A 24,469-nucleotide genomic window follows, 5' to 3' on the forward strand; every position below is an offset into this window, starting at 1 on the left:
CCCTGCCGATCGGAGTGCGCTGACCGACTGCCAGAAACTTGTGATGTCGGAATTGCCGGGACGTAAAGCTGTTGTGATCTACGGCTTTGATTACCCGGACTACCCAATGGATCCTGCTATCGAGGCATTTGAAGCCCTCGCTAGCAGGCATGTTCGGGTGCTTGGCCGTGCTGTGGCTCAGTACCACGATCTGGTTCACCCAGTTCATCGCGCAGGGCGCGTATTTGGTTGGGAGATAGGTCTCCTTGCTGCTTGAGCAAGCTTTGGCATGCCTGGGAGGGCTTGCTAGTGTTTCTTGTCGTTGGGGGGATGTGGGTCATTCCCGTAGCTGTCGGAGTCACTGATTCGCCCCTGCTTGTCGTGAATTACCACCTCACCTCCCTCCTCACACGCCTTTTCTTTAGCCCATTGCTCGGCTTCGGCCTTGGTCCGGGTCACTGTAGAGGCCCGCTTGCTTCCCTCACGTTTAACTGCCCAGTCGCCCTGGTGTGGCACTACGTGGAGCCGCTTGCTTTTTCCCATACCTCCAAGATAGAGAGAATCGAGAGATTCTTTCTACTGTGAGTCACTCGATTTTTCCCGTTGTCCTGCAGCCCACTCCGACCATAACCCCTCGAGGAACCTCCCCCTTCCCCCCACAACCTCCCAGGCCCGCTCCGGGTCCAGCGACACCAGCCCGCCCCTCAGCCGCACCGCCTCCGCATCGGCCAGCAGGTCCCGCGCCCGGCTCGCGGTGTGCTTGAGGCGCTGGTACAGCACCTTGGGGCTCTCACCCTCCCACAGGGCCGAGGCCGCCACCTCCCAGGAGGCGGGGCCCTCGAGGGCCAGGTACACCATCAGGTCGAAGGCCCGACCCGAGCCCTCCAGCGGCACCTCGCGTTCGCCTACCCACAAGCGCCGCACTCCGTAGGGGCATAGCCGCACTCCGGGCTTGGCGGTGGCGGGCTGTACGCGCGGAAACTCCATCCCCCGCCGCGCCGCCAGGTCGAAGAGCTCGGGGAAGGTCAGCGCCTCCTCCATGAGCGGGTAGGGCCCCACCGCCAGCGCTTGCCGCAGCAGCTCCAGCGCGCCGCCGTGCTGCCCGCGCCGCCGGGCAAGCTCGGCCAGCGCCACCAGGGCGCGGCCGCGAGCGGGCGCGTGGGCCCCCAGGTGCGGCAGGGCCTCGCCTACCGCCCGCTCGGCCTCCCCGGCTCGGTCCAGCAGGAGCAGGGCCGGGGCCAGCTCGGCCAGGGCCGCAGCCCGCCGCACCCCCTTCCCGGCGCGGGAGGCCGCCTCCTTCAGCAGCGGCAGGGCCTCCGCGGGCCGGCCGCCGAGCCGGAGCGCCGTCCCCTTGGCCCGGAGGGCCACCAGTCGGTCATCGGCGTCCAGGTGCTTGCCGAGGGCCTGCTCCGCCCGGAAGAGCGCCTCGGCCAGCTCGCCCCGCGCCCGGTGCAGGCAGGAGAGCAGCACCAAAGCCCGCCCCGCGAAGTTGGTGATGGCCGCCCGGCGCACGGTGGCCCAGGCGCCCTCGGCCCGCTCGAGGCCTTCGGCCAACCCGCCTTGGTGCAGTGCGCTCACCCCCAGCCCGTGCAGGGCCCAGGCCGCCCCCTCGGTGTCGCCCTCCGCACGGAAGTGGTCGAGGGCCCGCTCGAGGGCGTGGGCCGCCCCTGCCCAGTCCCCCCGGCGGAAGAGCAGCGCCCCCAGGTCCTGCCAAGCCCAGCCGGCCCCTTGCTGCTTCACCTCCGCGGCATGGCGCACGTCCTCGAGGCCGGCCTCGTCCCCCAGGTGCCACCGGGCCCAACCCCGCAGCCGCCACCACTCGGGCTCCTCGGGTCGGGGGCGAGCCTCGAGGCGCTCCAGGGCCTCCCGGTAACGGCCCCGGTCCACCAGCCTCTTTGCCGTTGTGAAGTGACGCTTCCAGAGGGTCCGAGCCATAGCGCCTTACTGAGTGTAAGCATACAAGACTGGATTGAATCTGATATTATCTACGCGTGCCGAAATCGGCCTCTGTCGTGAAAACGGGATTGATGGTGAACTATTTCTCGCCTGCGCCTTCCCCGATACCTCCCCTGTGGTAAGAGTCTCAAATATGAGAGCCACCTTGCCCGTGCCTTCCTGTTTACGTCATGCCCATATAATGCTGCCATGGACAGAACCGGGTTCCGCCTGGGCAGCGGAGCCCACCCGCGGCAGGGCCGCGCAAGCACCAAATGAAACCGCCCGGCGGGCAAACCGGGCAGCTCATCGAGGCTTAGCCTATAGAAAAGGTAACCTAAGGCTAAAGCCTCCCTGAGCAAAACGCAAGAGGTTTCGACACCCCTGACGGTGAGGTCTACCTTTTTGCACCCTGACAGAGGAGGCATTTGTGCCGTTGTATGGCCGCAGCTATGAAGATTTACCTCCAAGCGAGATCCCCCCGGACTTCGAACGCAAGCTGAAGCTGGTCCCCGCCCCCCTGCGCGAGCGGGCCCTGCGGGGTTGGCTCGAGGAGCACGCTGAGCGCCAGGCCCACGAGGCCGAGCGGAAGAAGGCGCTCCGCTCCCAGGCGCGGCTCCTCGCGCTCACCGAGTCCCAGCGCCAGAGCCCCAAGCGCGACCAGGCGCAGGCCCTCCAGGCTGAGGCTTACCAGCTCCTCTCCCTGGGCAGCCCGCTGAGGGGCTATTCCCGGCTCAAGCAGGCCGGCGCCCTGCTCCAAGGCCTGCCCGAGGCCGACCCCAGCGACCCGACCCCCATCGAGCCCTTCCTCGATGCCGTGCTGGCCTGCATGGGCCACGCCCCGAGGGGGTATGACCTCGAGGTGGCCCGCACCCTGCTGCACCTGGCCCTGGAGGTGGGCCTGCACCGGGCCTACCACCCCGCCACCGGCGAGGTGGTCTTCCACCTGCCCCAGGGGGCGCTGGCCCTGGCGCTATGGCCCGAGGCCAAGTCGGAGACTGGCCGCAAGCGGGTGCAGCGGGCCCTGGCCCGGCTGCAGGAGGCCGGCCTGCTGGCGGCGGCCCCCCGCGTAGGCAACGCTCGCGACTGGGGGACCGGGGAGCCCCTGGGGTGGATGGACGGCACGGTCTTCCGGGTACGCCTGCGACCGGGGCGGGCCCGCCCCCTCACCCGCGAGGAGCTGGCCTACCCGTGGCGCGACCTCGAGGCCGACACCCGCAAAGGCCGCACCCTTCTCAAGGCCCGCAGGGAGCGGCAGAGTCCGGAGGTGTCCCAATCACTTAAACACCCAAAGGGTGTTCTACCCGCTGAATTGCTTAAAGACTGGGCGTTACCCCCGGTAGCTTTGCCACAAACCCCGTTATCTGATTGGGACACCCCGGCCTCCTCCCGCCGCGCCGCTGCCCGCAACGCCCTCCAGGACGTGAAGCTCTGCGCCCGCGAGGAGCGCCGGGCCTTCGTGGGGGAGGCCGGCACTGCCCTGGCCCGGCTGCTCTCCGACGGGCAGAGTGCTGGCCTCTACCGCGCGCTGCTGTGGGGAGCTTTGCGCCGACTTGATCGGGGAGAGGATCGCTTCGAGGCGTTGTGGAACGCCCTGGACCGGGTGCTGACCGACCTCGAGGAGGGATTCGCCAGGAAGCCGGGGGCCCTGCTGGTGGCTCGGCTGCGGGAAGGCGGGCTGTGGGCCGAGCTGATGGAGGGGGCGCCGTACCGGGTGGCGTAGGGGCGACCGGTACCGACCGGTCAGTCCTCGTACATCGCCAGCTCCTCCGGGGTGGGCGGTTGGAAGTTGCGGGAGCCCTGCGAGGCGCTGCGGAACTCCCTGCCCAACAAGCCGGCCAAGACCAACGCCTCCGGCCCTTCGATCCCCAGGCGGCGCAGGCGCTCGAGGCGGGCGCGCACCTCGGGGGGTAGGCCTTCCTCGCCTCGGGTAGGCAGGATCTCCAGCAGGTCCTTGTGCCTGAGTCTTTTGGGCATGCCCCATTCTAGACCCGCGGAGCGCGCTCTGTCGGACACCGCCCGCCGAGCACAGCGTGTCCGACAGGCTGGTTATGCTGGCCCCTGGCCGCTATCCTGAGCCTATGCCCGGCAGCGAGCGGCGCAGGCGCCTCTACGGCGGCAAGACCGAGCCGTACAAGAAGGTCTGGAAGGACGGCAAGGCCCGGCGGCTCCACCGGCTGCTGGCCGAGGCCAAGCTGGGCCGGCCCCTGCGGCCCGGCGAGGTGGTGCACCACCGGGAGGGGGCCCTCGACCGGGAGGACAACCTCGAGGTCTACCCCTCCCAGCGGCACCACATGGTCGTCCACCACTACCTGCGCCGCGAGGCCAGGGGCGTCCAGCACCTGTTCGACCTCGAGACCTTCCTGAGCCTGCTGGACCCGCCGCGTGAGGGCGACGAGCCGGCCGGTTAACCCGGCCCGCCCAGCCCCTCAGCCCGCAGCACCACCTCCGGCAGCCCCTCGAGGCTCCGCAGCCCCCACCGCATGGCGGGGCGCCAGCGCAGCTCGAGGACGGGCCGGTGGTCGGGGCCGGCCCGCCGGGGCGGCGGAGGGCCTCGAGGCGGAGCAGGGGGCGGAATTCCGGCGGCATCCGCCCCTCAAGATACCTGGCCTCTGCCGCGGGGCCGGCAACAGAAGGGCCCGGGCGCAGGGCACCCAAGGGAATCTCTGGCTACGCCCGGGCTTGTCCCGCTTCGGAACCCCGCCAGTCTAGCGCACGGGGGCGCCCGGGAGCCGCGCACCCGCCACACCGCTGCACCGGCCGCCCGGCCCGGCGCCGGGCTCGGCCGCTAGCCGCCCGCGTCCCCGCGGGCTAGGATGGGGCCATGCCCTCCCCCAAGCGCCTGCGCGAACTCTCCTACGAGGAGCTGATGGCCCTCATGGGCGAGGCGATCAAGACCCCCCAGGCGGCCGACGGGCTGCTGAAGGCCATGGGGGAGGAGCCTGGGGACCTTTTTGACCGCTTCAGCCTCGAGCAGCAATTCGACCTGCGCCAGCTGTACGGCGACCTGATCCACCGCCGCGACCAGCCGTGCTGACCCCGCCCGCTTCGGGATCCTAAGCCTCTGCGAAGAGCTCGAGCCCGCCCCGCCTCACAGCCCGAACCGCCTCAGCACCTCGCTCAGCCCGCGGGCCTGCGTCCGCACCTTCTCCTCCCGCTCTTGCAGCAACGCCAGCAGGCTCTCGCGGGTGATGCGGGGGGTCTTGGGGGTGATGTACACCTTCTTCAGCTTCCCCTCCTCGATCAGGTTATAGACCGTGCGCACCGACACCGAGAGCAGCTTCGCCGTTTCCTTGTAGCTATAGGCCAGCCGATCCGTGCTATCCCCAATGGCCTGTTTACTGGTTTCGGGTCGATCCATGACATAAGTATTTACTGAAATACTGCGATACTGCATTCAGTAATTCAGTGGTGCGCCGTCCTTTGCATTGTCCGGGTGTGCCTACCACCCCTTCCAAAGGCATGGTTTGTCGCAAACCCGCTTCTTTTGTCGCAATATTGAAACCCGCCCATGCAACCCGACGAGCCCTGTATTGCGGCACTTCTTCCATCTAGGACGGCGTTTCCTTGTGGTCGGGGTGGCGCTATAATATTGCGCCAAACTGATATTTTACGTAAACTTGCCCCGAGGGCGGGCTGCCCGCTCGAGGCCCCGCCACTTAAGGAAGGTGACGACCTTGGAGGAGCTGCTCGCCCGGTTCAAGCGCTACCTGGAGCTGGAGGAAGGCCGCACCCCCCGCACGGTGCGGGAGTACCTGAGCGACGTGCGCCTCTTTGCGGCCTGGTTCGAAGGCCGCCACCGCCGCCCGCCGCACTGGGAGGAGGTCGGCAGCGCCCACCTGCGGGCCTTTCTGGCCGAGCGCTCCGCGTCGCCGGCCCGCACCACCCGCCTCCTGGCCGGCCTGGGCAAGTGGTTCAAGTACCTGGGCGAGGTCGAGGCCTTGCCCATCCTCAAGGACCCCACCGAGGGGGTGAAGCGCCCCAAGCTCCCCAAGCGCCTGCCCACCTACCTCACCCCGCCCGAGGTGGGGCGGCTGCTCGAGGCCGCCTATAAGAACCGCTCCCCCCGGCAAGGCCTGCGCGACTGGGCCCTGCTGGCTTTCCTCTACGGCACCGGGCTGCGGCTGTCGGAGGCCTTGAGCCTGACCTACAAGGACGTGACCTACCAGGACGGCATCCCCCACGCCGTGCGGGTGCTGGGCAAGGGCAACAAGGAGCGGGTGGTGGTGCTCTCCCCCACCGCCCAGCGGGCGCTGCACCAGTGGCTCAAGCACCGCAACCTCGAGGGCCACCCCACCAGCCCCCACCTCTGGAGCTACACCTCGGGGGCTCGCAAGGGGCAGCCCTTCCCGGCCCGCACGGTGCAGGCCATGCTCAAGCGGGTGGCCAAGCGGGCGGGGCTCAAGGAGTGGGCCCGGCTCACCCCCCACAAGCTGCGCCACTCCTACGCCTCGGCGCTGATGGAGGCGGGGCGGGGGATCGACGAGGTGAAGGAACTCTTGGGTCACGCCTCCATCGCCACCACCCAGATCTACGTGCACGTGAGCCGGAAGCGGCTCGAGGAGGCTGCTAGGGCACTGCCGGATGTAATGGGGCCATGATTACGGGTAGGCTCGACTCTGGACTTCTCACGGAAGCTCTAGGCCTTCTAATTTCTGTTGGTCGCAGTAGGGGGGCCTTCCTCCCTTGGCATAGCTCAGGAGATCCCTACCGGTGGCTTGTTGCAGAGATGCTGCTCCGGCGCACGAGGCGTACTGTGGCGGAGCGTTTGTACTTGGACCTAATCTCGGCCTACCCAACACTCGAGAGCTTGGCTCAAGCGGATCCGCACGAGCTAAGGGAGCTTGTAGCGTGGGCTGGGTTAGGTAAGGTTAGGGCTTCACAGCTTAGCAGGCTGTCTGCCGAGATTACTCAAAATCGGGGGGAAATATTCCCTGTGAACGCACAGCCCTTCTCGAGCTGCCTGGTATTGGATCTTACATAGCAGATGCCTTGCTCCTTCATGTTTTTGGGCAGAAGGTGCTACCAATTGACGCTGCAGGTCAGAGGGTTTCACGGAGGCTGCTTGGGCTACCTACGAGCAGCCACACCCGCCATGCCCTCCCTGAGAGAGATCCCGTTGTCCAGGAGATCAAAAGACTCGCCTGCGCCCTTGATATTGAGGAGCTACAGCTTGCCCACCTCGGCCTTCTAGTCGTTTCATGGGAGACCTGCCGAAGATTACCGCGATGCCTTGATTGCTCGCTGCTGAGGGTGTGCTTCTATGCAAAGTGGAGGCAACTGCCGTAGCAGCGCAACCCGGTCTGCTTCAGGGTTCTCAAGTTAAGCTGCTAGCGACCTCAAGGTTTGAACAAGCATCGGTCTATCTGATCTTTCTTGCTTTGGGAGCGGTGGCATTTGCTTGCCATGATGGAGGCTTTTCCCTGGCAAGGTTGCTCTGGCGTGCTACGGTGGAATTATGAAGCCAATAGCTGATCTGGATAGAGACTCTATAAAGCGGCTACGGGCCACAGAGCTGGGTGAGTTTGTGCGTTTCAACTCCTGTGAGCGCCGCTTCAAGTTGGAGTTCGGCAACCGCGCGCTGGCCAAGCAGCTACCCTTCGCAGAGAGGCTGTTTAGCCCTCTGGATCCCGTTCTGCAGGCCGTTGGCCGGGCACGTGAAGACGAGTGGGAGCGCTCACTTCGCGATAGTGCAGGCCTTACTGACTTGAGCGATTATGACGCGCGGCCTGAGGATTCCGATCACGGTAAAGCCACGCTGTGGGATGAGTTTCTGGATCGAGCCAAGCGGCTTGGGCCTGGCGAGCGGGCATATGCCCGAGAGGTAAAAGTTGAAGGCGACCTTGGCGCCTTTTATGTCGAGGGGCGCATTGACTTCGTCGTTGTGCTATGGCGCGGAGACCAACCTTACCTTCGGTTGGTTGAGTGTAAAGCCACCCGCCGTGATCGCACCTATCACAGGGTTCAGCTTGGGGTCTACAGGCTGCTTGTGGAGCGGTATTTGGAGAAGCGAGCTTTAGTGATAGCAGAAGCCCCGGTGAAGCCCGAACACGTTGAATGTGTCGTGGCTCGGATTGACGAGAGTACAAATGGAAACCAGGCCATTCTTGAGCTACCACCTCTTGACCTGAGCCCCATTCTCGAGGATATACGTCACCTGCTGGCCGAGGATGGTAGCCTGATTCGAATCTTGGAAACCGATCTCGACGACCTTCCCTACCGGCTAGAACCCAAGTGCGATGGTTGTGTGTTCAATGTCCACTGTTTCCCGGAGAGCGCTCGCTTGCACCGCTTGGAGCTTTTGGGCCTCAGCCCTTCTCACGTGAGGGTGCTCCGCTCCGCAGGGGTAAAAAGCATAGATAGCCTAAAAAACCTTGATCCGGAAGGCCCTGAGGCTACCCAGATCCTCCAGACGCCTGGCTTTAACGAGAGCCTGAGCATACTGGTAGCCAAAGCTAGAGTGAGATCCAGCACACTGCCGCATGGGGGTATTAACCCTGATACCTACCAGGTAGAACCACTGCCTATTCCCTGGCAAAGCCAGCTGCCAGAGCACCTTATCGAAGGGCGGCGGCTAGTGAGGGTCTACCTTGTTGTGGACTATGACTATACAGAAAACCGCATTGGTGCGCTTTCTGCTCATGTTACTCGCAGTGATTGGCCTCTGCATACTGGATTCCGGAGGATGGATGACCGATGGGAGCCAAACCCTGAGCTTAAGGAGCGCCTTAAGGAGGATGGCACAGAGCAGCTCCGTGATGTCCAGGGTGAGGACGTCATCCGTATAAAAACCTCCAAGTGGAGTGGTTTTTTAGATCAGGATCGTGTCGCGGAGCGTGAGTTGATACAAGACTTCTTCTCTCAGCTTGCAGAAGCCATTGCTAAGGTAGCTGGGGAGGAGAGGGCGCCAATTCACTTTTACGTGTGGTCACGGTCAGAGATGGCACAACTGGTCGAAGGCTGCTCAAGGGCAGGATCCGACCTCCTTAGCAGTCTTCAGCACTTGCTTGGGTGCCGCGAGAGCCTTGAGCAGCTCATATTTTCCTGCCTGCAAGAGGAGGCTGATAACCGCTTTGGTCTCGGCTGGACCAGCAGGGGGCTTGCTGTAGTTACATCGCTTAGGTGGTTTGGGGAGGTTTACCACTGGCGTCGCCAGGTTGGGTCACGGGTGCTGGACCTCGACCGGGAGATGACCCAGGATATCTTTGATTTCAAGACCGACCTTTGGCTCAGGCCTGACGGCTCCTGGGCCAGCGAACATGAGGAAGGGGCCAAAAAGCACAAGTTTGAGATACGCAGCCGGTTCTTTGATAGCCTCCCTGCCCCATACTGGCACGCCTACTGGAGAGAGCTAAGCAAATTAGTCTCAGATGGAGCCTCGCCACGGTTGAAGGGAGCCGTTGCCTGCTACAACAACGCAGCTAAGCCTTTGGTCCTTCGGGAGTATCTGCGCGCGCGCACACATGCGCTGCGGTGGCTTGAGGAGCGTATTCGCTTCAAGAACCTAGATATCGTTAAGCCAGCGCTTGTAATCGCCGACCTTCCAGACTTTAGGCTTGGCATTAATAGCGTTGCACAAGCCGCGGTGGACTTCCTCCGGCTCGAGCAGCATGTCAAGGTTGCTGAGTGGGTGGCTGCTCATCTAGCCCCGCCCGCCTACCGAGTACCCACGGGGCGAACAATACCCTTGAGAGATGTTCGTGTGGATGATGAGGGGCTCGTCCAGGCAACCATCGACGTGTCAGGCTACAGCATTACGCTTGAGGATCTCGAGGCTCGTGCTACTTTCCAAGAAGGGGATTTCGTTAGGGTGACCCCATACAGCGGCGATCCACAGGTTCCTCAAACCGTGAAGCAGCTCTTCAGAGCGGGCATCACATGTGTTGTGGAAAGGCTGGACTGGGCGAATGCAGAGGTCACCCTTAAAGCCATACCGTGCAATAAGCATAATGACCGGTACAGGCTGTTTAGTCGGTCACTAGACCCCAGCAGCGAGGTCTGCGAGCACGCAACCCTCGATGAAAGCCCATCGGATTACGTGGCCGTGCGTGTGGATGAACGGCTGATGGGAGATCACGGGGCTCATATCTACCGATGGTTCAACCCACACACCCCAGAAATTCCGCGCATGGATCAGCTGTCGGAGGAAGAGAAGGCGCTTTACCGGCAAATGGCTGAGGGCATCAAGTTCAGCGACGGCACCTCTCTTACCCCAGATCAGATCGACGCGGTGCTCGAGGGGTTAGAAACGCGGGTTCAGCTGCTCCAGGGCCCTCCAGGCACCGGAAAGACCCAGGTGACGGCTGTAGCTGTGCTTCTCCGCACGTTAGCCCATCTCAGCGTAGGAAATGTCGCCTTGGTTTCCGCACACACCCATACGGCGGTGGATAACCTCCTGGAGCGCATAGCCGTGCTGTTGCCCGCTGTGGCTCAGGCTGCTGCCAGTGTCAGCCTATCCTTGCCTAAGATAACTCTGATCAAGGTGCACTCGAGCCCGGAGCAAATGTCCAAGAAACCTCTGGAGGTAGCCGAGGAGGTGCTCAGCCGGGCTCCAGGGCTCGAGGTTAGAAACGAGGTTGCGGAAAGCTGTGCCAGTGCCGTCAAAGGCGCGATTGATGGCTCGGTGGTGATTATTGGCGGCACCACCGGTACGCTCCTCAAGATGGCGAAATACCTAAACTCAAGAAAACCATTTTCCGACCGACCCCAACGCTTTCAAGCGGATCTCCTGGTTGTAGATGAGGCCAGTATGATGGTTTTTCCACATTACCTTGCTTTGGCTAGCTTGGTGGCTGAATCGGGGCAGATCATGTTGGCAGGGGACCATCGACAGCTCGCCCCTATACTGACCCATGACTGGGAGGAGGAAGACCGCCCCCCCACAGTCCTCTATCAGCCTTTCGTAAGCGCCTACGATGCTGTTCAGAACATCTGCTCTCTTGGCTTTGTGCCTCTAGAGTCTGCACGGAGATCGGCTCTCAAGTACACCTTCCGGTTGCCTGAGGTGATTCGATCGCTAATCGCCCGGCTCTACCTTCGGGACAACATTGATCTTCAAGGTCCTCCCCAGCCCCCTGAGGCTGCGATGACCCCCGCCTCCAACCCCTGGGAGACTGTTTGGCAAGCCCGAACGGGGCTGTTTCTTGTGGTGCATGATGAGAGGGAGTCCCATCAGCACAACCCCCTCGAGGCAGAAATCGTTGAGCAGATTCTGGCCGCTGGGGGATCGTTGCCAGAGAGGTCTGTGGCAGTTATCACACCCCACCGCTCCCAACGAACCTTACTGAGAACCCGGCTTCAGCCTTATCAACCCGCGGTGGACATCATTGACACTGTTGAGCGATTGCAGGGGGGGGAGCGCCCGAACGTGCTCTTCTCAGCAACGGTTAGCGATCCTGCGGCCATTACTGCTAATGTGGAGTTCATACTCGACCTGAATCGCTCCAATGTAGCTTTCTCCAGAGCTCAGCGGAGACTGGTTGTAGTGTGCTCGGAGGCCCTGCTGAACCACGTGCCCCCTGAGATGGAGCATTATGAATCGGCAATGCTGTGGAAATCGCTGCGCTCCTTATGCACTGTCGAGATAGCTACAGCCACATTGAATGGCCACACGATAAGGGTTCTCCGGCCTGATCAGAGCGGGATTCAAGCCATGACCGATCGGAGCTGACTCCCGGAGATTGGCTGTATTCCTTGACCAAAAGGAGAAAAAGACTCGATGGGTATAGAGCTTACTGAAGAGCTGAGATCTAAGGCAAGGAAAGCCCTTGAGGATGCTTTGAGCATGGCTATGAGTGGGCAGAGCCCACACTCTCCCATCTGGAGCGAATGGGTGGAGTATACCCGCACGGTAAGGTCACTTTCATCAAGAACCTACACTGCGTTTCTCGGCACTGCCCTTTTAGCCCGGGTAACCTTAGGGGATGTGGATTTGCTTTCGCTCAAGGCTGATGTGGGGAGCAGCGCCTACTCTGCTCGCTCTCTTTGTCATGTTGTTCTTGTTCCATTCGTAACAGAAAAAGGTATAAGTATAAGATCCACGGGAAGGGAGCCTCTTAACAACCAACCCTTTTTTCGGTATGACCGGGTTGATTTCTCAATGCGGGTCAAAAACCGAGATCACCTACGGACCCTCATATCTATAGTGGAAAAAGCACAAAGCCTCACTAAGGACGAGGCTCGGATTGCCTTGGCTGCCTTTCTTAGGGTCTCGATCGACTCCAAGCCGAGCTTTGCGAGATCTCCTTTGCTTGGGAGATCGGGGGGAATTGCAAGTGTTTCCTCGCTTCTTGAGACAATCGAGACTTTTCTCCGAGAGGATCCTGAGGGGGGTAAAAGAGGGCAAGCCTTTGTAGCAGCAGCACTTGATATGGCCTACCCAGTGGTTGAAACGTCAAGGGTAAACGATCCCAGCCGCCACTACCCAGGTGATGCTCAAGCCTTCCTAGTCAAGGGATCTAAGAAACCTGACCTGCTGGTGGAAGTGCGCCAAAAGCCCGTTTCCCAGTCTGACGTGCTGCTGTTCGCTGCACGGGTAGCGAACTCCGGGGTTCGTCGCGCCTATGTGCTGGATCTGGCTGCCACCAGGCCAGGAATGAGCTTCTCGTCAGCAGCTCTTAAGGAGCACGGCGTAATCCTATTGGAGGTCCAGGGCTTCTCCTTGTTCTTCCTGGTGGTGCTTCAGCAAGCAACCACGTCATTGGCCCAAGCGCTGGAGCGCTTTGTGGGCTCCTCGTCCAGGAGGCTAGAGGAGTTGGAGGTGGAGGAGAGCACCCTCTACCTTTGGCAGGAGGCCCTGCAAAGCCTTTTGCAATCTCCTGGCAGAGATGATCTCGAGGTGACCTAGCCAAGGGTTGCTACTAGCTCCTCTCTCGATTGCTGTGCTCTTCCTCTCGGGCCCCTCCCGGTTCCTGGATGCTCCGGGTGGTTCCCAACAAGGTGCAGATATTTATGCGGCACTGGGAGGACTGGTTCTGGATCGGGGATGGGTCTCATTAGCCGAACGGCCAATGTGGGTTCTTGCGGCAAGGTCTCATTGAGGAGCTGGCGGGCTATGGCTCTGGCGATTACCTCAGCCAAAAGAGAAGGGACGGCGTTGCCTATCTGCCTCTGAACTGAAAGCCGGCTGCCCCGGAAATGCACGTTTCTTGGGAAAGTTTGAAGGGCGGCTAGCTCCCCAACACTGAGCAACCTATTGCTCCAATGGAATGGCCCCGTAGCGGGTCCTGGGCTTGCGGGTATCGTCCAAGATGGGCGATTCTTGGCCAGCTTTAGAAGGAAGTTCCAGTACCTCGTTCGCCACCCAAAGAGCGGAAGTCCTCCACCCCTAGGCGTATGCCATAGGTAGTTCTCGCCTTCCGGGATAGAGGGAAGCAGGTCGGCCCACTTGCCCTTTACGCTAAGATCCTCATCTGGATCCGGGGTAATCTCCCCTATCGCGTCCCAGGCTGTTGTATAGGGCACTAGGTCACCGAAGTTGAGGAGATGCTCCTCAAGGGGTATAGGGGCGTGGGTTGGCTCTGGAAACCCGAACCCCCTTCCATCTCTGTGAGCGACAAGGAAAAATCTGCTCCTTAGCTGGGGAACTCCATAGTCGGCAGCGTTGATTACCTTCCAGACGGGGGCGTAGCTCACTCCTCGCTCTCTGTTTATTTCTTCAATGATCTTGAAGATAAGGGATAGCCCCTCTTCCTTCCCGCTGTAAGCGATACCATGCACGTTTTCCAGGACAAAAACTCGGGGTAAGCTATCCCGGACAACCCGCATGTAAGCGAGAAGCGTGTCTGCTCGGGGGTCATCAAGCCTTTTTGAGTCTCCATAGGCCCAATAGGATGCCTTTGAGAAAGGCTGGCATGGGGGGCCGCCGATAAGCACGTCCGCATCCCCTTCCCGAAGCCCTGCCTCTTTCAAGATCCTCTGGCTGGTTACGCCATGGATATCCTCCTCAATAACCTGCCAGCCCCTGCTAGCTCGCAGAGTTGAGGCCGCATCCTTATCCATCTCGACTGCAATAGCAGTCTCGAACCCAGCAGCCTCAAATCCGTAATCTAACCCGCCTGCACCAGTGAAGAGGCTTATAGCTTTCATATCACCTCATACAAGCTAGCCATCGATATTCGCTTGCCTTAAGCGCTCGAAGAGCCCCCGCACCACCTCGCTTACCGTTATCCCCCGCTGTGCGGCATACACCTTGAGGAAGCGGTGAAGCTCTGGGTCCAAGTCCACGGTGATGCGGACAGTTTCCTTTCTCCTGGGCTTCGAAGGGTGGATGGGGTCTTCCACGGGAATCTCGGTGCTCTCCTGGGACGGGGATGTAATTGAGGGTTCCTCAAGGGGCTTGGCCCGCTCCCTGGCCGCCACCTCCTTCATCCGTGAGAGGATGTCGCTGGCCTTCTTGCTCATGCCCGCACCCCCAGAAGCTCGTCCAGCGCCGCTTCGTACTCGCCCAGGTCCTCCGGGGCGAGGCCGAAGGCAGCAGCGTAACCCTCCCGCAGGGGGATCTCCGCCTCGAGCACCGGCAGCCCCAGCTCGGCCAGCACGTCCCGAGCGGCCTTCGCGCTCTTGGTCCCTCTGCGCACCCGCGTGAGCAGCACCTGGACGCTCAGCGCGTTCAGGGGCTCCACCTCGGCCAGCAGCTCGAGCGTGGGCCGCAGGCGGTCCAGGTCCATCAGGCTGGGGGGGATGGGCAGGAGCGCCACCTCGCTCGCCATCAGGGCGCTCTTGACGATGGCCGGATCCCCCGGCGGGGTGTCCAGCACCAGGTGGGTATAGCCGTCGGCGAGCTGGGGGAGCCTGCGGTGCAGGTCGCGCACGGGTAGGGATACCACCGGGAAGGCCAGGCCGGCCTGCTCGCTCCAGGAGAGGGCCGAGCCCTGCGGGTCGGCGTCCACCAGCAGCGTCTTTCCCAGGCGGGCGAGCCCGGCGGCCAGGTGGACCGCGGTGGTGGTCTTGCCGGTGCCGCCCTTGAGGTTGACCACCGCCAGCCTCACGCGACCTCCGCCCTGCGCACGTGGAGGAGGTCGCCCTCCTCCACGGGGCGCACCTCCTCAGGGGCGAGGGTGAGCACCCCCAGGGTGTGGCCGGTGAGGGTGGCGAACCCCACCTCGTAGCCCTCACCCCCCGCGTAGACGTGCACCACCGTGCCCACATCCCCGGCCTCGAGGCCGAGATCGGGCTTGTCCACTCGGAGCACCACGCTGTCCAGCTCGCGAATCATCCTCTTCCTCCCTCCGCAGGGTAGGCCGTGACCAGCCGCGCCCGGGCGTACCGCGTAGCGGTCCCAACGGGAATCTGCCCTCGAGTGCACGGCTCCGCCCCTCCGCAGCCCTCCCCGATCCACACGCTCATCACCCCCGCGCTGTCCCGCGGACCCAAGTGAAGCCGCTCCGGCGGCCCGGCGATGCCGGTACTCAGGAGCTTTCCCCGAGCGGCCCACTTGAGGCCGAAAGGGGTGGCTTCCTCCTGCACCTCGGAAGCCATACGGGCCTGGAGCTTTAGGGCCTCCGCCAAGTCCAGGGGGTTCTCGGCGGGGTAGATTCCCTTTGGGACGCCCTGACGGGCGTACACCCGGATGAAGCCCAACGCCGCGAAGAACCGGGCCTTGTGCCGGCCCACGGGGTGGGTGGGGGAGAGCAGGTAGTCGGTGAGCTTGCGCAAGGGCACCTCCAGCTCCATCTCGGCCAGGGGGTTCACCGCTTTCCCCCGGAGGCGGCCGTCCTCACGGCTTGGCCTCCTTCTCCTTCATACGGTCGAAGGCCTCGAGGGCCTCCTTCCCGCCCAGCAGCCGGGCGGCCTCCTCGCGCGGCACCCGCCAGGTCCGCCCCACCCGCACGCCCCGGATCTCGCCCCCCCTCAGGCGCTTGCGGATGGCCTCCTCGCTGACCTTGAGGGTCCGGGCCAGCTCCTCCACGGTATAGTAGAGTCCCACGGGCGCATCTTACCCAACTAGGCAAACAGGGGCAAGCTGAAGTCAGTAATTGCTGATTGCAGTAACCACTGACTTCAGTAAATACTGAATACAGTACTTACTGAATTACTGAATGCAGTAAATCAGTAATACAGCAATGCAGTAAACGCGGAGGCTTGAGAAATGGCGTTCGTAGGCAGACAGCAGGAGGGTCGGGCCCTGCTCCTCTCGGTGCGGGCCGGACGCGGAGTGGTGCTGGCGGCCCCGCCGGGCTACGGCAAGAGCGCCCTGCTCGAGGAGGTGCGCCCCGCCCTCGAGGCCTGGAGCGCGGTGGTCTGGTGCGACAAGCTCGCGCCCTTCGGGGCCTTCCTCAAGGACCTCTTCCGGGGGTTGTGGGACGCCCGCATCGCCGTAGAGGGGGTGCCGCTCTCCCGCGACCTCGAGGCCGACCTCAAGGCCTGGGGCAGGCGCTACCCCACGGGGGACGAGAAGGCCAAGAGCCTGGTGCAGGCCCTCCGGCGCCATGCCGAGGGCGGTGTGAACCGGGTGACGTTGGTGGTGGACGACGCCAGCGGGGTGCAGGGGAGCATGGTCCCCTGGCTCCTGGCCTTGGCCGAGGCAGCCACCCTGGTGCTCGCCCTCTTCCCCGAAACCCTCAAGAAGGCCAACACCAAGCGGCTGTGGGCCCGCTTCGAGCGGGTGAGCTTACCGCCCCTCTCGCCCAGGGAGACCCGCGAGCTGGCCGAGGACCTGGTGGGGGCCTACGGCGTGGTGGCCGAGGACAAGGAGGCCTACCTGGCCCGGGTAGTGGCCCTCTCCGGCGGCGTGCCGGGGGAGGTGGCCCGGCTGGTGCGCTACGTGAGCGCCGAGGACATCGTGCGAAATCGCGACGTGGGCACCGGCTACGCCGAGGGCCTGGCCGGGCGCGAGGAGCGGGGGATCGCCCTGGCCCCCCTGCTGATGGTGCTGGGCGGCGTGGCCATCGCGGCCCGCGTCCTGGGGCTGGCGCGGGGCGAGATGGACCTTTATGTGATGGGCGGCATCGGGGTGGCGGCGTTCGTGGTGCTCTCCCCCTGGCTCAGGAAGGCGGTGGTGGCGCGGTGAGGCTCACTGCAATACTGATTTGCGGACTTACTACAATCTGGTGCTTGTCGCCGGCCCAGACCCTCACCCCCGAGCAGGTACAGGCCTTCGAGCGCCTGGCGAGGGAGGCCGAGGCGCGCGACCCCGAGTGCCTGCGGGCGCTGGCGGACCTCGAGGCGGCCCGTGCCGGCCTGGGGTTGGGGGGAGCCCTCACCGCCGAGGCCGGCCTCACCCTCTCGGGCAGCTACGACCAGGTGAGCCCCGGCTACCGCCTGGCGCTCGGCCTCAACCTGGCCGAGTTGCTGCGGGACAAGAGCCCGAGCCTGCGGGCCCTCGAGGCCGCATACGAGGCCCGGCGCCGGGCGCTGCGGCTGCGGGTGCTCGAGGCCCTCACCGGCTACCTCTACGCGCTCGAGGCGGCCCGTACCGCCTCCGACGCCCTCGAGGCCCGCCAGGCCGAGGCTAGGGCGGTGCAGGCCCGCGCGAGGGTGGGCAGCGCCACCCCCGCCGAGGCGCTGGCTGCCGCCGAGCAAGTGTCCCAGGCCCGGCTCCAGCTCTACCGCGCCAACCTGGACCTGGCGGTAGCCCTGGAGAAGCTCTCGGCCACCGTGGGCATCCCCATTGAGGCGCTCAGAACGCTTCTAAGGCCGGGGGAGGGCAAGGGGGGTACTCCGGGCCCGGCCCTTGCACCCAAGGCCCCTTAGCGGGCATTTCAGGAGGTCATGTGGATCACGGCAAGCTGCACCAACTCGAAGCCAAGCTCGCGCACCTGGAGGCCGAGCGCGCCCTGCTGCTGGCCCGGCTGGCGGCCCTGGAGGGGCGCCCCCGCCCCTCGCGCAAATGCCACCCCGCTTCGCGGCGAAACCAGCTTCTCGAGCGCCTCCACGTCCTGCTGTCGGCGCTCTGGCTGGACCTGCAGGAGGCCCACCCCCAGCGGGTGCCGGAGGTCGAGGAGGCCTTGCGGATCCTCGAGGGGGTGATGGCGTGAAGGTGCCAGCCTCGGCGGTCCTCGAGGCCATCCTGCGTCTGCTGGAGGAGGGTCTCATCCAGAACGCCAATTTCATCCGCCTCAACGACCCCGAGGGGGCCAGGCGCTACCTCGAGCCCCACGTCCACCGGGTGCTGGCCGAACTGGCCGGCGAGCCGGAGGCCTCGCAGGGTTCGCCCGTGCCGGCACAGGAGGTTCGGGGGTTTGCTCCGTGAGGGCATCGTGCCCGGTGAGCGCGGGCTGATCGAGGCCCTGGCCGAGCTGCGGCAGGCCTTGGCCGAATCCCTAGGGGGCCGGTCCGGCCTGCAGGCCGGCACCTGCTCCGGGGAAGGCCATCCGCCCCAAGGCCGGCACCTGCCCGACCACCGGGCCCGCATGGCCCTGGCCCTCGCGGAGGTCCGCGCCTCGCTGTCGCGGCTGAGGCCCGAGCTGGAGCGCCTGGAGCGGCTTGCCGCCGATGCGGAGCTGTTCTGACCGGCGCAGGGGCGGGGCCCGGCCCCGGAGGGAGATCTTCGCGCCATGACCGCCGGGACCCATCTGGCCGCCGCCGCGCTCACCGCCTCGGCGTTGCGGGGGTTCGGCCTCGAGGTGGGCCTCTCCGAGGCCCTGGCCCTGGCCTGGGGCAGCCTAATGCCCGACCTCGACACCACCACCAGCGGGCCCGGCAAGTTCGTGCGGCCGCTGTCCTCCTGGCTCGAGCGGCGCTTCGGCCACCGAACCCTGACCCACTCCCTGCCCTTCCTCCTGGCGCTGGCCCTTCTGCTCTACCCGCTGTGGAAGGTGAACCCCGCCGTCTGCTGGGCCTTCCTGTGGGGCTACGCGAGCCACCTCCTCCTGGACACGCTCAACGTCAACGGGGTGCCCCTGCTGTGGCCCTGGCGGGTGCAGTTCTGGATGTTCGCCAGCCGCGACTGGCGCATTCGCTACGGCTCGCCCCAGGAGGCCACGCTGGCCCTGGGCTTGGCCCTCGGCGGCTTCGCCCTGTGGCCCCTGAGCGGCGACGGCTTCGACACTGCCTTCCGCCGCCTGGTGGCCTCGCCGGAGACGGCGGTGGTGGACTACCTCAAGTGGCGCGAGGAGCGGGAGGTGTGGGCCGAGCTGAAGGGCTTCAACCGGGAGAGCCAGGAGGCCCTCGAGGGGCGCTTCCGGGTGGTGGAGGCGGTGGGGCGGGAGGGGATCCTGATCGAGGACGAGCTGGGGCGCACCCTCGAGGTCAGCCACGGCGGCCAGGTGGTGGCCTACCGGGTGCGGGCCTACCCCGGCGAGGCCGTCACCCTGCGCGAGTACCGCCTGGACCTCTCCGGGCGGCTTTTGGGCGACCTGCTGGCCTCGCTGCCCCGCCAGGCCCGCCGGGTCTGGGTGACGGGGGCGCTCGAGGCCGCCACCGACCCCCCGCCCCTGGTGAGCCCGGTGGGGACCTACCCGCGCGTGCGGGTGTCGGGGCGCACCGTGGAGCTGCACGCCGCCCGGCCCGAGGACCTCGCCCCCCTCGCCGCCGTCTATGCCCGTGCCGGCAACCTCATCGTGCGGGCCGAGTTCAAGCCCGGCCGAGAGGAGGGCCTGGCGCTCCCCGACCTGCCCGCCGCCCCCCAGGTCCACCCCGTCCTCATCGAGGGCCTTCCCAGCCTGGCCGGCCTCCTCGTGCAGCCCGGCGACCGGGTGGAGGCGGGCGAGCCCCTGGCCCGCTACGTGGACGACATCCCCTTGCAGGACCTGGCGGAGCAGGCCTCAGCCAAGCGGGAGGAGGCGGAGCGCCTCGAGGGGGAGATGGAACGCCTCGAGGCGCGCCACCGGGCCGAGCGCGAGGCTCTGAAGGCCGAGATCGCCCGCGCCAGGGCGGACCGCGACCGGCTGCGCTACCTGGTGAGCCAAGGGGCCGAGCCCCGCGTGCGGCTCGCGGAGGCCGAGGGGAGGTTGGAGGACCTTGAGGCCAAACTTGGCAAGCTGTTGTTGGACTATACCAGCGAGAAGGCCCGCCTGATGGAGCAGGCCAGGGAGGCCCGCCTCGAGGCCGCCCGGCTCGAGCGCCGCAAGGACCGTGAGGCCGAGCGCCAGCTCGTCCGGTCGCCGGTGGCGGGCCGGGTGGCCGAGGTCAAGGTGCGCGATGTGGGGCCGAAGGGGGCGACGGTGGAGGTGGTGGTGCTGGCGGAAAAGCTGCCTTCAACTTCGCGTCAGACCTCCTTAGGCCGGTAGCTTCTACTTAGGTGCTTCCAGAATTCTCTTGCATCCTCTTCGGGCATATTCAGTACAAACGTCAAATGCTTGCCTAGCCCGTTGAATGACGTTCCAAAGACAACCCCTTGCGGTTCGCTGTTTTCCTCTTCAAACCAGAACCAGACCCGGTCATGTACCTCCTTGCCAACATAGGCGATGTATATAGCGGCCCCACTTTCTTCCTTAAGCCTTTTCAATACGTTCCCCGTTCCGGAGTTCCTCTTTGTGTAAATGTCAATCCGGGATTTGCCCCCTATAAGCTCAAGAAGCGGTTGGATCTGATCGTTATCTAATTTAAGCAGATAGGGATCAACAATCGCGATATGCTGTTTGTTTATAAGCAGCTGCTTCAGATATTCCAGGCCCTTCCTCTTCGCTCTGGGCGCTACCAAGAGGTTTAGGCTTTGCTTGGTTTCCTTAGTTAACTTTGTTTGTTCTCCACAGCACTCCTCAAGCTTTCTAAGCCTCTGTTCAATTCTGCCGAGGATGCCCTCTAGATTCTCGGCTTTCTCAAGGGCCTCAATCAACCGGTTATTGCGTGGGTCAAGTATTTCTTGCAGGATCTGTATAAAGCGTAGTTGACTCTTTCGCACCCTCACTCTGACACCTCCACTCTTTTGCGCTGAACGTGCTGTTTCAAGAAAAATCTACACTACTAAGTTATTCGCACCCCACCCCGTCCCTATCCCGATCAAAGCGGTGCGGGTCGGGCGGCAGCACCCGGAAGTTGCGGTAGGGGATATCCCCGCAGTCCAGATCCGGTGGCGGGGGCGGTATGCACACGTCGGGGTAGGCCGGGTCGCAGCGCTCGCCCCGTGCGGGAGCCTGGGGCTTGGCGGGGCTTGGTGCCCACATCCCCAGGGCCTTGGCCCTGGCCTCCCTCGAGGCCTCCAGGTAGAGCCCTGCGTAGCGCACGTTGGGCGGTACGGTGAGGGGGTCGGCCCAGCCCGAGCGCACGATCTCGAGGTTCACCTGCCGGAAGCGCCTGCCGCCATAGCTCCACTCCCCGCGGGGGTCCTCGAGGTAGAGGTAGGCCAGCACCCGGCCGTATGAGTCGCGCTCCTGCACGTCCAGCTCCAGCCAGACCCGCTTGCCCCGCAGCAGGCCTTCGGTGAAGCGCTTGGCCTCCTGGCCCAGCTGCACCACCTCCTCCACCTCCCGCCCGCTCTCCCTGGCCTGGAGGCGGGCCCGGTCGTTGGCGCTGGACTCCGGGGTGTCGATGCCGATGAGCCGCACCCGACCCAGGCCCTCGAGGTCCACCGTATCGCCGTCCACCACCCGCGTCACCAGCAGCGGCCCCTGGAGCTTGCCCTGGGGGGTGAGCGCCAGCGCGGTCAGACCCAGCAGGGCGAGGGCGGCCAGCCGGGGGAGGGCCCGCAGGGCTCCCACGAGCGAAAGGGGTTGCATGTCCCCATGGTAGGACGCCTTGAGGTCACCGGGCTTTGGCCGGGCTCCTGAGCCACTCCTCCAGGACGCTCCGAGGGATGAGGAAACGGTGCCCCAGCCGGATGCTCCTCAGCTCGCCGGTGCGGAGCAGCCTGTAGATCTCGTTCCGACTCAGCCCCGTCAGCTCCGCCACCTCCTTCACGCTGTAAGCCAGCCTCGAGCCGCCCCCCTTCAGCGGCCCGGTCCCCGACAGCCGCTCGAGCGCTGCCACCGCGGCCTCGAGGCGCTGCACCAGCTCGACGAACTCGGGGGTGGGGTTCAGGCGCACCTCGAGCACCTCAGCCCCTCCGGGGAAGCCGGTAGCGGATGGTCAGGGTGGCCCCCTTGCCCTTGGGGGGCCTGCTCAGGATCTCGTCGCCATCCCGTACCTCCCCATACATCGCGCCACAGGCTACCGGCATGCGGTGGTTGTGGCTGGGGTAGTGCCCCACCTTGCGGTGCAGGTCTCCGGCGCGCACCTCGACAAACGTCCTACCCAGGGAGGCCGCCTGGCGGAACTCCTCCTCCAGGGCCCTGCGGAAATCCTCGGTCTTCGGCATCTCGTCTGCCCTCATAGCTCCCTCCGCTTGCCCCGATTTTCCCACGTTGCCCCTGCGCCGGGCGGGGCACATTGTAGAGGCTCCGGGCCTCCGGGCAAGGCCGAGCCCTCCGGGTGGCTGCGCCAGCCTTGCCCTACGGCCCTCCGCCCCCGAGAAACCGCTTGCCCCGGCGCCGGGAAAAATCGCAGGGGGTAGGCCGCTGTCGGCCCGCCCTATTTTTTGGGGTGCCTGGGTCGGGGTTTTCACCGTCCACAACGCGAATTCGGGCTTGCAAAACCGTGTTTTGTGTGCTAAAATTTATATCGGAAACGGAGGCTGCGCCCCGCCAAGAGCTACAGCCTCCGGGTTCCAGAAAGGGGATACCATGAAACAGTCTAGCACCCTCGAGAAGCAAGCCGTTCTTTCCCGCGAGGAGGCCGTTTCCGCCGCCGCCTTCCAGCTTGCCGAAGCCCGCGAGAAAGCCGCCGTGCTGTACGGCTGGCTCCTCGCCGGCGAGGCCGATAGCCACGTGACCCCGGCCCTGCTGGCAGGGATCATCCTCGAGGCCCTCCAGCGCGCCCACGGTTTGGCCTCCGCCTTCGCCCCGGTGGAGGGCTACAACGAGGCCGTCCTGGCCTTCCTGGAGGAGGCCCGCCGTGAGGCCGCCCGTCGCATCGCGCTGCGTGTCGGGGAGGGGGTGCCTCTCTGATGCGCCGCCTCTGCCTGGCCTTCCTGCTCCTGCTGGCCCTGGCCGTGCCCGCTTCGGCGGGCACCGGCGCCCCCGGCCCCGTGGCTCCCCTCTCCGACGAGGTGAAGGGGCTCGGCTAGAAGCCCGCTCCGGGGTGGGGCGAGGCCCCACCCCTCCGGGAGGACACCATGCGCGAAGAGATCATGAACCAACTTGAACGCTGCCGCGAGCAGGCCCGTGCGCTCACGGCGGCACTGGCGGCTCACGCCGATGCCCGCCTGGCTTACGAGGCGGCGCTGGACGCCCTCGAGGAGGCCCGCGCCCGCGTCATCCGGGAGGGCCTGGAGGGCAGGAACGAGCAGGCCCGTCAGGCCGAGCTTCTGGAGAAGTGCCGGCTCGAGGAGGAGGCGGTGCGCTCGGCCCGCGCGGTGTTCCGGGTGGCCGAGGCCAACCTGGAGATGGCCCGCGCCGCCGAGCGCCTGGAGCGCGAAACCCTGCAAACCTTGCGGGCCCTGCTGGGGGAGGAGGTATGAGCCTCCCCCCCGGCATCCCCCCGCTCTACGCTACGGAGCAGGAGCCCGACCCGGTGGTATGGGCCTGCTACCTGCACCCCCGCACCCGCTGGGCCTGGTTCGTGCTCGAGCACGACGGCGAGCAAACCTTCTTCGGTCTGGTCCACGGCTTCGCCGACGAGCTGGGCTACTTCGACCGCCTCGAGCTGGAGTCGGCAGGGGCCTATCTGGATCCCGCCTGGCAGCCCCGGCCCCTCTCGGAGGTGCGGGCCATCCTGGCGAAGGAGTGCGGCTACAGGGAGATAACCCGCCACCTCGCCGCAGGCGGCTAGGAGAATCCCCGCCCGGCCCCAGCCCCGCAAGGGGGCTGTTGCCGCGCGGGGGCGGCTTGCCCACCACCCACCGCGCCGCAGAGCTCCCCACCGGCCGGCGCTCCCCAAAGGCTCGCTCTTGCACCGCACAGGTCGCTGCACCCAGCTTCGCCGGGCTCGCGCCAGGCCCGGCCCGCCTAGTGTGCTATAAACTGGAACTCAAACATGGGCAAGACTGCCGCAGGCCGATCAATCCGGTTCGTCCCCGAGCGCTTCGAGGGTCTCCCCTGCACCGCCAAGCTGGTGTGGTACCACGTCCTGGCTGAAGGGGTGGGCGAGTACCCCGTGCGCCGCCTGGCCGAGGAGTTGGGCATCACCACCGCCAGCGCCCAGAAGGCCCTCGCGGCGTTGGTCGAGCGGGGTTTGCTCGAGGTGGTGGAGCCTGCGGCGGGCTCGAGGGGGGGGAGATACAAGGCGTCTTGAGGTCGTTTGGCGAAGCGCTGGCAGCAACCGGGGGTTTCGTGAGTGATGTTGCCTTTGGAGCTAGGGGAGCTGGTTCAGGATATCGCCTCGGCAATCAAAAGGATCGATAGCCGTGGACTGCGAGCGGCGAATGCCCGAACGGGTGCTCTATATCAGCCCGGCATCGGTCCCCACCCGGAAACCCAAGCCGTTGCGCTGATCATAGATGAGCTTGCCGCTCTAAACCCAATCCATTACCGTGATCGCCTGCACACCAATGTTTATTATCCAGGCTCACGTCAACGGTGTGACCTCTGCATTGGCAGCCCCCCCACATGGGATTGGGCAGTGGAAATCAAAATGCTTCGGCTATTGGGCGATAACGGCAAGCCGAACGACAATATGCTCATGCATATTCTCTCGCCTT

33 protein-coding genes are annotated in these 24,469 nt (G+C 64.8%); 19 read left to right on the top strand and 14 right to left on the bottom strand.

The window, feature by feature from the left end:
* On the top strand, positions 1–256 hold a 256-nt coding region (locus B047_RS18190), incomplete at its 5' end, for a hypothetical protein (protein ID WP_211209131.1).
* A 29-nt stretch (positions 257–285) separates the two neighbouring features.
* On the opposite strand, the gene B047_RS18670 is transcribed toward B047_RS18190, so the two are convergent.
* Positions 286–522, bottom strand: a complete 237-nt coding sequence (locus B047_RS18670; RefSeq protein ID WP_084784947.1) for a DUF2188 domain-containing protein — start codon at positions 520–522, stop codon at positions 286–288.
* A 33-nt stretch (positions 523–555) separates the two neighbouring features.
* Entirely contained in the window at positions 556–1,914 is a 1,359-nt protein-coding gene (locus B047_RS18530; protein WP_084784948.1) for a tetratricopeptide repeat protein, read from the bottom strand.
* Between the two features lie 430 nt (positions 1,915–2,344).
* On the opposite strand from B047_RS18530, the gene B047_RS0105875 reads away from it, so the two are divergent.
* Positions 2,345–3,637 carry a serine/threonine-protein kinase gene (locus B047_RS0105875; protein WP_157205825.1) on the top strand — a complete coding sequence of 431 codons (1,293 nt, stop codon included), beginning with the start codon at positions 2,345–2,347 and terminating at the stop codon, positions 3,635–3,637.
* Between the two features lie 20 nt (positions 3,638–3,657).
* Here B047_RS0105875 and B047_RS0105880 read toward each other — a convergent pair whose 3' ends face one another.
* Complete coding sequence (locus tag B047_RS0105880) at positions 3,658–3,891, bottom strand: hypothetical protein (RefSeq protein WP_018466031.1); 234 nt, start codon at positions 3,889–3,891, stop codon at positions 3,658–3,660.
* Between the two features lie 104 nt (positions 3,892–3,995).
* On the opposite strand from B047_RS0105880, the gene B047_RS16335 reads away from it, so the two are divergent.
* Together B047_RS16335 and B047_RS0105890 are read left to right on the top strand one after the other, a co-directional pair.
* Positions 3,996–4,325 (top strand): hypothetical protein, encoded by a 330-nt coding sequence (locus B047_RS16335; protein ID WP_018466032.1) that lies wholly within the window; start codon positions 3,996–3,998, stop codon positions 4,323–4,325.
* A gap of 413 nt (positions 4,326–4,738) precedes the next feature.
* Positions 4,739–4,951: a hypothetical protein gene (locus B047_RS0105890; protein WP_018466033.1), complete on the top strand. Its 213-nt coding sequence runs from the start codon at positions 4,739–4,741 to the stop codon at positions 4,949–4,951.
* Positions 4,952–5,005: 54 nt separating this feature from the next.
* Here B047_RS0105890 and B047_RS0105895 read toward each other — a convergent pair whose 3' ends face one another.
* The gene (locus B047_RS0105895) at positions 5,006–5,275 is read right to left on the bottom strand and encodes a helix-turn-helix domain-containing protein (protein WP_018466034.1); all 270 of its coding nucleotides are present in this window, start codon (positions 5,273–5,275) and stop codon (positions 5,006–5,008) included.
* Positions 5,276–5,591: 316 nt separating this feature from the next.
* On the opposite strand from B047_RS0105895, the gene B047_RS0105900 reads away from it, so the two are divergent.
* The 4 genes from B047_RS0105900 to B047_RS17540 all read left to right on the top strand — a co-directional run bounded on the left by B047_RS0105900 (position 5,592) and on the right by B047_RS17540 (position 12,760).
* On the top strand, positions 5,592–6,515 hold the full coding sequence (locus tag B047_RS0105900; protein ID WP_018466035.1) for a tyrosine-type recombinase/integrase: 924 nt from the start codon (positions 5,592–5,594) through the stop codon (positions 6,513–6,515).
* 128 nt (positions 6,516–6,643) lie between these two features.
* Positions 6,644–6,898 carry an HhH-GDP family DNA glycosylase gene (locus B047_RS18675; protein WP_077385529.1) on the top strand — a complete coding sequence of 85 codons (255 nt, stop codon included), beginning with the start codon at positions 6,644–6,646 and terminating at the stop codon, positions 6,896–6,898.
* A 474-nt stretch (positions 6,899–7,372) separates the two neighbouring features.
* Complete coding sequence (locus tag B047_RS0105905) at positions 7,373–11,584, top strand: bifunctional RecB family nuclease/DEAD/DEAH box helicase (RefSeq protein ID WP_018466036.1); 4,212 nt, start codon at positions 7,373–7,375, stop codon at positions 11,582–11,584.
* Positions 11,585–11,632: 48 nt separating this feature from the next.
* A complete protein-coding gene (locus tag B047_RS17540) occupies positions 11,633–12,760 on the top strand; it encodes a restriction endonuclease, SacI family (RefSeq protein ID WP_084784950.1) in 1,128 nt (375 codons plus the stop codon).
* Here B047_RS17540 and B047_RS17545 read toward each other — a convergent pair.
* The 6 genes from B047_RS17545 to B047_RS0105940 are packed head-to-tail and all read right to left on the bottom strand — an operon-like array spanning position 12,757 to position 15,841.
* A complete protein-coding gene (locus tag B047_RS17545) occupies positions 12,757–14,001 on the bottom strand; it encodes a DNA cytosine methyltransferase (RefSeq protein WP_026234633.1) in 1,245 nt (414 codons plus the stop codon). The two genes, B047_RS17540 and B047_RS17545, sit on opposite strands and share 4 nt — an antisense overlap.
* 15 nt (positions 14,002–14,016) lie before the next feature.
* Positions 14,017–14,316, bottom strand: a complete 300-nt coding sequence (locus tag B047_RS16345; RefSeq protein WP_018466039.1) for a hypothetical protein — start codon at positions 14,314–14,316, stop codon at positions 14,017–14,019.
* Complete coding sequence (locus B047_RS0105925; protein ID WP_026234634.1) at positions 14,313–14,903, bottom strand: ParA family protein; 591 nt, start codon at positions 14,901–14,903, stop codon at positions 14,313–14,315. Before B047_RS0105925 ends, B047_RS16345 begins: the two co-directional genes overlap by 4 nt.
* Positions 14,900–15,130, bottom strand: coding sequence for a DUF4926 domain-containing protein (locus B047_RS0105930; protein ID WP_018466041.1), 231 nt, complete (start codon positions 15,128–15,130; stop codon positions 14,900–14,902). Before B047_RS0105930 ends, B047_RS0105925 begins: the two co-directional genes overlap by 4 nt.
* Positions 15,127–15,606, bottom strand: a complete 480-nt coding sequence (locus tag B047_RS0105935) for a DUF6883 domain-containing protein (RefSeq protein ID WP_018466042.1) — start codon at positions 15,604–15,606, stop codon at positions 15,127–15,129. The genes B047_RS0105930 and B047_RS0105935 overlap by 4 nt, the downstream gene beginning before the upstream one ends.
* Positions 15,607–15,631: 25 nt before the next feature.
* Positions 15,632–15,841, bottom strand: a complete 210-nt coding sequence (locus B047_RS0105940; RefSeq protein ID WP_018466043.1) for a helix-turn-helix domain-containing protein — start codon at positions 15,839–15,841, stop codon at positions 15,632–15,634.
* A gap of 162 nt (positions 15,842–16,003) precedes the next feature.
* Between B047_RS0105940 and B047_RS0105945 the strand changes: the two genes are divergently transcribed.
* From B047_RS0105945 to B047_RS0105970, 6 genes are read left to right on the top strand one after another with little or no spacing between them, the layout of a single operon-like run.
* Entirely contained in the window at positions 16,004–16,924 is a 921-nt protein-coding gene (locus B047_RS0105945) for an ATP-binding protein (RefSeq protein WP_018466044.1), read from the top strand.
* Positions 16,925–16,968: 44 nt separating this feature from the next.
* Entirely contained in the window at positions 16,969–17,607 is a 639-nt protein-coding gene (locus B047_RS0105950) for a TolC family protein (RefSeq protein WP_018466045.1), read from the top strand.
* 20 nt (positions 17,608–17,627) lie between these two features.
* A complete protein-coding gene (locus tag B047_RS0105955) occupies positions 17,628–17,891 on the top strand; it encodes a hypothetical protein (RefSeq protein ID WP_018466046.1) in 264 nt (87 codons plus the stop codon).
* Positions 17,888–18,106 (top strand): hypothetical protein, encoded by a 219-nt coding sequence (locus B047_RS0105960; RefSeq protein ID WP_018466047.1) that lies wholly within the window; start codon positions 17,888–17,890, stop codon positions 18,104–18,106. The genes B047_RS0105955 and B047_RS0105960 overlap by 4 nt, the downstream gene beginning before the upstream one ends.
* Complete coding sequence (locus tag B047_RS0105965) at positions 18,096–18,365, top strand: hypothetical protein (protein WP_018466048.1); 270 nt, start codon at positions 18,096–18,098, stop codon at positions 18,363–18,365. Before B047_RS0105960 ends, B047_RS0105965 begins: the two co-directional genes overlap by 11 nt.
* Before the next feature lie 45 nt (positions 18,366–18,410).
* Complete coding sequence (locus B047_RS0105970; protein WP_018466049.1) at positions 18,411–20,084, top strand: metal-dependent hydrolase; 1,674 nt, start codon at positions 18,411–18,413, stop codon at positions 20,082–20,084.
* On the opposite strand, the gene B047_RS0105975 is transcribed toward B047_RS0105970, so the two are convergent.
* The 4 genes from B047_RS0105975 to B047_RS0105990 all read right to left on the bottom strand — a co-directional run bounded on the left by B047_RS0105975 (position 20,063) and on the right by B047_RS0105990 (position 22,105).
* Entirely contained in the window at positions 20,063–20,704 is a 642-nt protein-coding gene (locus B047_RS0105975) for a phospholipase D-like domain-containing protein (RefSeq protein WP_157205827.1), read from the bottom strand. The two genes, B047_RS0105970 and B047_RS0105975, sit on opposite strands and share 22 nt — an antisense overlap.
* Before the next feature lie 61 nt (positions 20,705–20,765).
* Positions 20,766–21,512, bottom strand: a complete 747-nt coding sequence (locus B047_RS0105980; RefSeq protein ID WP_018466051.1) for a thermonuclease family protein — start codon at positions 21,510–21,512, stop codon at positions 20,766–20,768.
* Between the two features lie 25 nt (positions 21,513–21,537).
* Entirely contained in the window at positions 21,538–21,828 is a 291-nt protein-coding gene (locus B047_RS18195; protein ID WP_018466052.1) for a helix-turn-helix domain-containing protein, read from the bottom strand.
* Between the two features lies 1 nt (position 21,829).
* Entirely contained in the window at positions 21,830–22,105 is a 276-nt protein-coding gene (locus tag B047_RS0105990; RefSeq protein WP_018466053.1) for a hypothetical protein, read from the bottom strand.
* Positions 22,106–22,454: 349 nt separating this feature from the next.
* Between B047_RS0105990 and B047_RS0105995 the strand changes: the two genes are divergently transcribed.
* The 5 genes from B047_RS0105995 to B047_RS18200 all read left to right on the top strand — a co-directional run.
* A complete protein-coding gene (locus B047_RS0105995; RefSeq protein ID WP_018466054.1) occupies positions 22,455–22,778 on the top strand; it encodes a hypothetical protein in 324 nt (107 codons plus the stop codon).
* A 167-nt stretch (positions 22,779–22,945) separates the two neighbouring features.
* Complete coding sequence (locus B047_RS0106005) at positions 22,946–23,290, top strand: hypothetical protein (RefSeq protein ID WP_018466056.1); 345 nt, start codon at positions 22,946–22,948, stop codon at positions 23,288–23,290.
* The gene (locus B047_RS16350) at positions 23,287–23,601 is read left to right on the top strand and encodes a hypothetical protein (RefSeq protein WP_018466057.1); all 315 of its coding nucleotides are present in this window, start codon (positions 23,287–23,289) and stop codon (positions 23,599–23,601) included. Before B047_RS0106005 ends, B047_RS16350 begins: the two co-directional genes overlap by 4 nt.
* A gap of 204 nt (positions 23,602–23,805) precedes the next feature.
* Complete coding sequence (locus B047_RS0106015) at positions 23,806–24,063, top strand: MarR family transcriptional regulator (protein ID WP_018466058.1); 258 nt, start codon at positions 23,806–23,808, stop codon at positions 24,061–24,063.
* Between the two features lie 42 nt (positions 24,064–24,105).
* The coding region (locus B047_RS18200; RefSeq protein WP_211209132.1) for a hypothetical protein at positions 24,106–24,469 on the top strand (364 nt) is incomplete at its 3' end.

This window comes from Calidithermus timidus DSM 17022, from assembly GCF_000373205.1.
Classification (GTDB): Bacteria; Deinococcota; Deinococci; order Deinococcales; family Thermaceae; genus Calidithermus; species Calidithermus timidus.

Excerpts from the sequence above, each read along its gene's own strand:
- B047_RS18670 (WP_084784947.1), bottom strand. The coding sequence starts at position 522 with ATGGGAAAAAGCAAGCGGCTCCACGTAGTGCCACACCAGGGCGACTGG.
- B047_RS18530 (WP_084784948.1), bottom strand. The coding sequence starts at position 1,914 with ATGGCTCGGACCCTCTGGAAGCGTCACTTCACAACGGCAAAGAGGCTG.
- B047_RS0105880 (WP_018466031.1), bottom strand. The coding sequence starts at position 3,891 with ATGCCCAAAAGACTCAGGCACAAGGACCTGCTGGAGATCCTGCCTACC.
- B047_RS16335 (WP_018466032.1), top strand. The coding sequence starts at position 3,996 with ATGCCCGGCAGCGAGCGGCGCAGGCGCCTCTACGGCGGCAAGACCGAG.
- B047_RS0105890 (WP_018466033.1), top strand. The coding sequence starts at position 4,739 with ATGCCCTCCCCCAAGCGCCTGCGCGAACTCTCCTACGAGGAGCTGATG.
- B047_RS0105895 (WP_018466034.1), bottom strand. The coding sequence starts at position 5,275 with ATGGATCGACCCGAAACCAGTAAACAGGCCATTGGGGATAGCACGGAT.
- B047_RS18675 (WP_077385529.1), top strand. The coding sequence starts at position 6,644 with ATGCTGCTCCGGCGCACGAGGCGTACTGTGGCGGAGCGTTTGTACTTG.
- B047_RS0105905 (WP_018466036.1), top strand. The coding sequence starts at position 7,373 with ATGAAGCCAATAGCTGATCTGGATAGAGACTCTATAAAGCGGCTACGG.
- B047_RS17540 (WP_084784950.1), top strand. The coding sequence starts at position 11,633 with ATGGGTATAGAGCTTACTGAAGAGCTGAGATCTAAGGCAAGGAAAGCC.
- B047_RS17545 (WP_026234633.1), bottom strand. The coding sequence starts at position 14,001 with ATGAAAGCTATAAGCCTCTTCACTGGTGCAGGCGGGTTAGATTACGGA.
- B047_RS16345 (WP_018466039.1), bottom strand. The coding sequence starts at position 14,316 with ATGAGCAAGAAGGCCAGCGACATCCTCTCACGGATGAAGGAGGTGGCG.
- B047_RS0105930 (WP_018466041.1), bottom strand. The coding sequence starts at position 15,130 with ATGATTCGCGAGCTGGACAGCGTGGTGCTCCGAGTGGACAAGCCCGAT.
- B047_RS0105945 (WP_018466044.1), top strand. The coding sequence starts at position 16,004 with ATGGCGTTCGTAGGCAGACAGCAGGAGGGTCGGGCCCTGCTCCTCTCG.
- B047_RS0105970 (WP_018466049.1), top strand. The coding sequence starts at position 18,411 with ATGACCGCCGGGACCCATCTGGCCGCCGCCGCGCTCACCGCCTCGGCG.
- B047_RS0105980 (WP_018466051.1), bottom strand. The coding sequence starts at position 21,512 with ATGCAACCCCTTTCGCTCGTGGGAGCCCTGCGGGCCCTCCCCCGGCTG.
- B047_RS0105990 (WP_018466053.1), bottom strand. The coding sequence starts at position 22,105 with ATGAGGGCAGACGAGATGCCGAAGACCGAGGATTTCCGCAGGGCCCTG.
- B047_RS0105995 (WP_018466054.1), top strand. The coding sequence starts at position 22,455 with ATGAAACAGTCTAGCACCCTCGAGAAGCAAGCCGTTCTTTCCCGCGAG.
- B047_RS0106005 (WP_018466056.1), top strand. The coding sequence starts at position 22,946 with ATGCGCGAAGAGATCATGAACCAACTTGAACGCTGCCGCGAGCAGGCC.
- B047_RS16350 (WP_018466057.1), top strand. The coding sequence starts at position 23,287 with ATGAGCCTCCCCCCCGGCATCCCCCCGCTCTACGCTACGGAGCAGGAG.
- B047_RS0106015 (WP_018466058.1), top strand. The coding sequence starts at position 23,806 with ATGGGCAAGACTGCCGCAGGCCGATCAATCCGGTTCGTCCCCGAGCGC.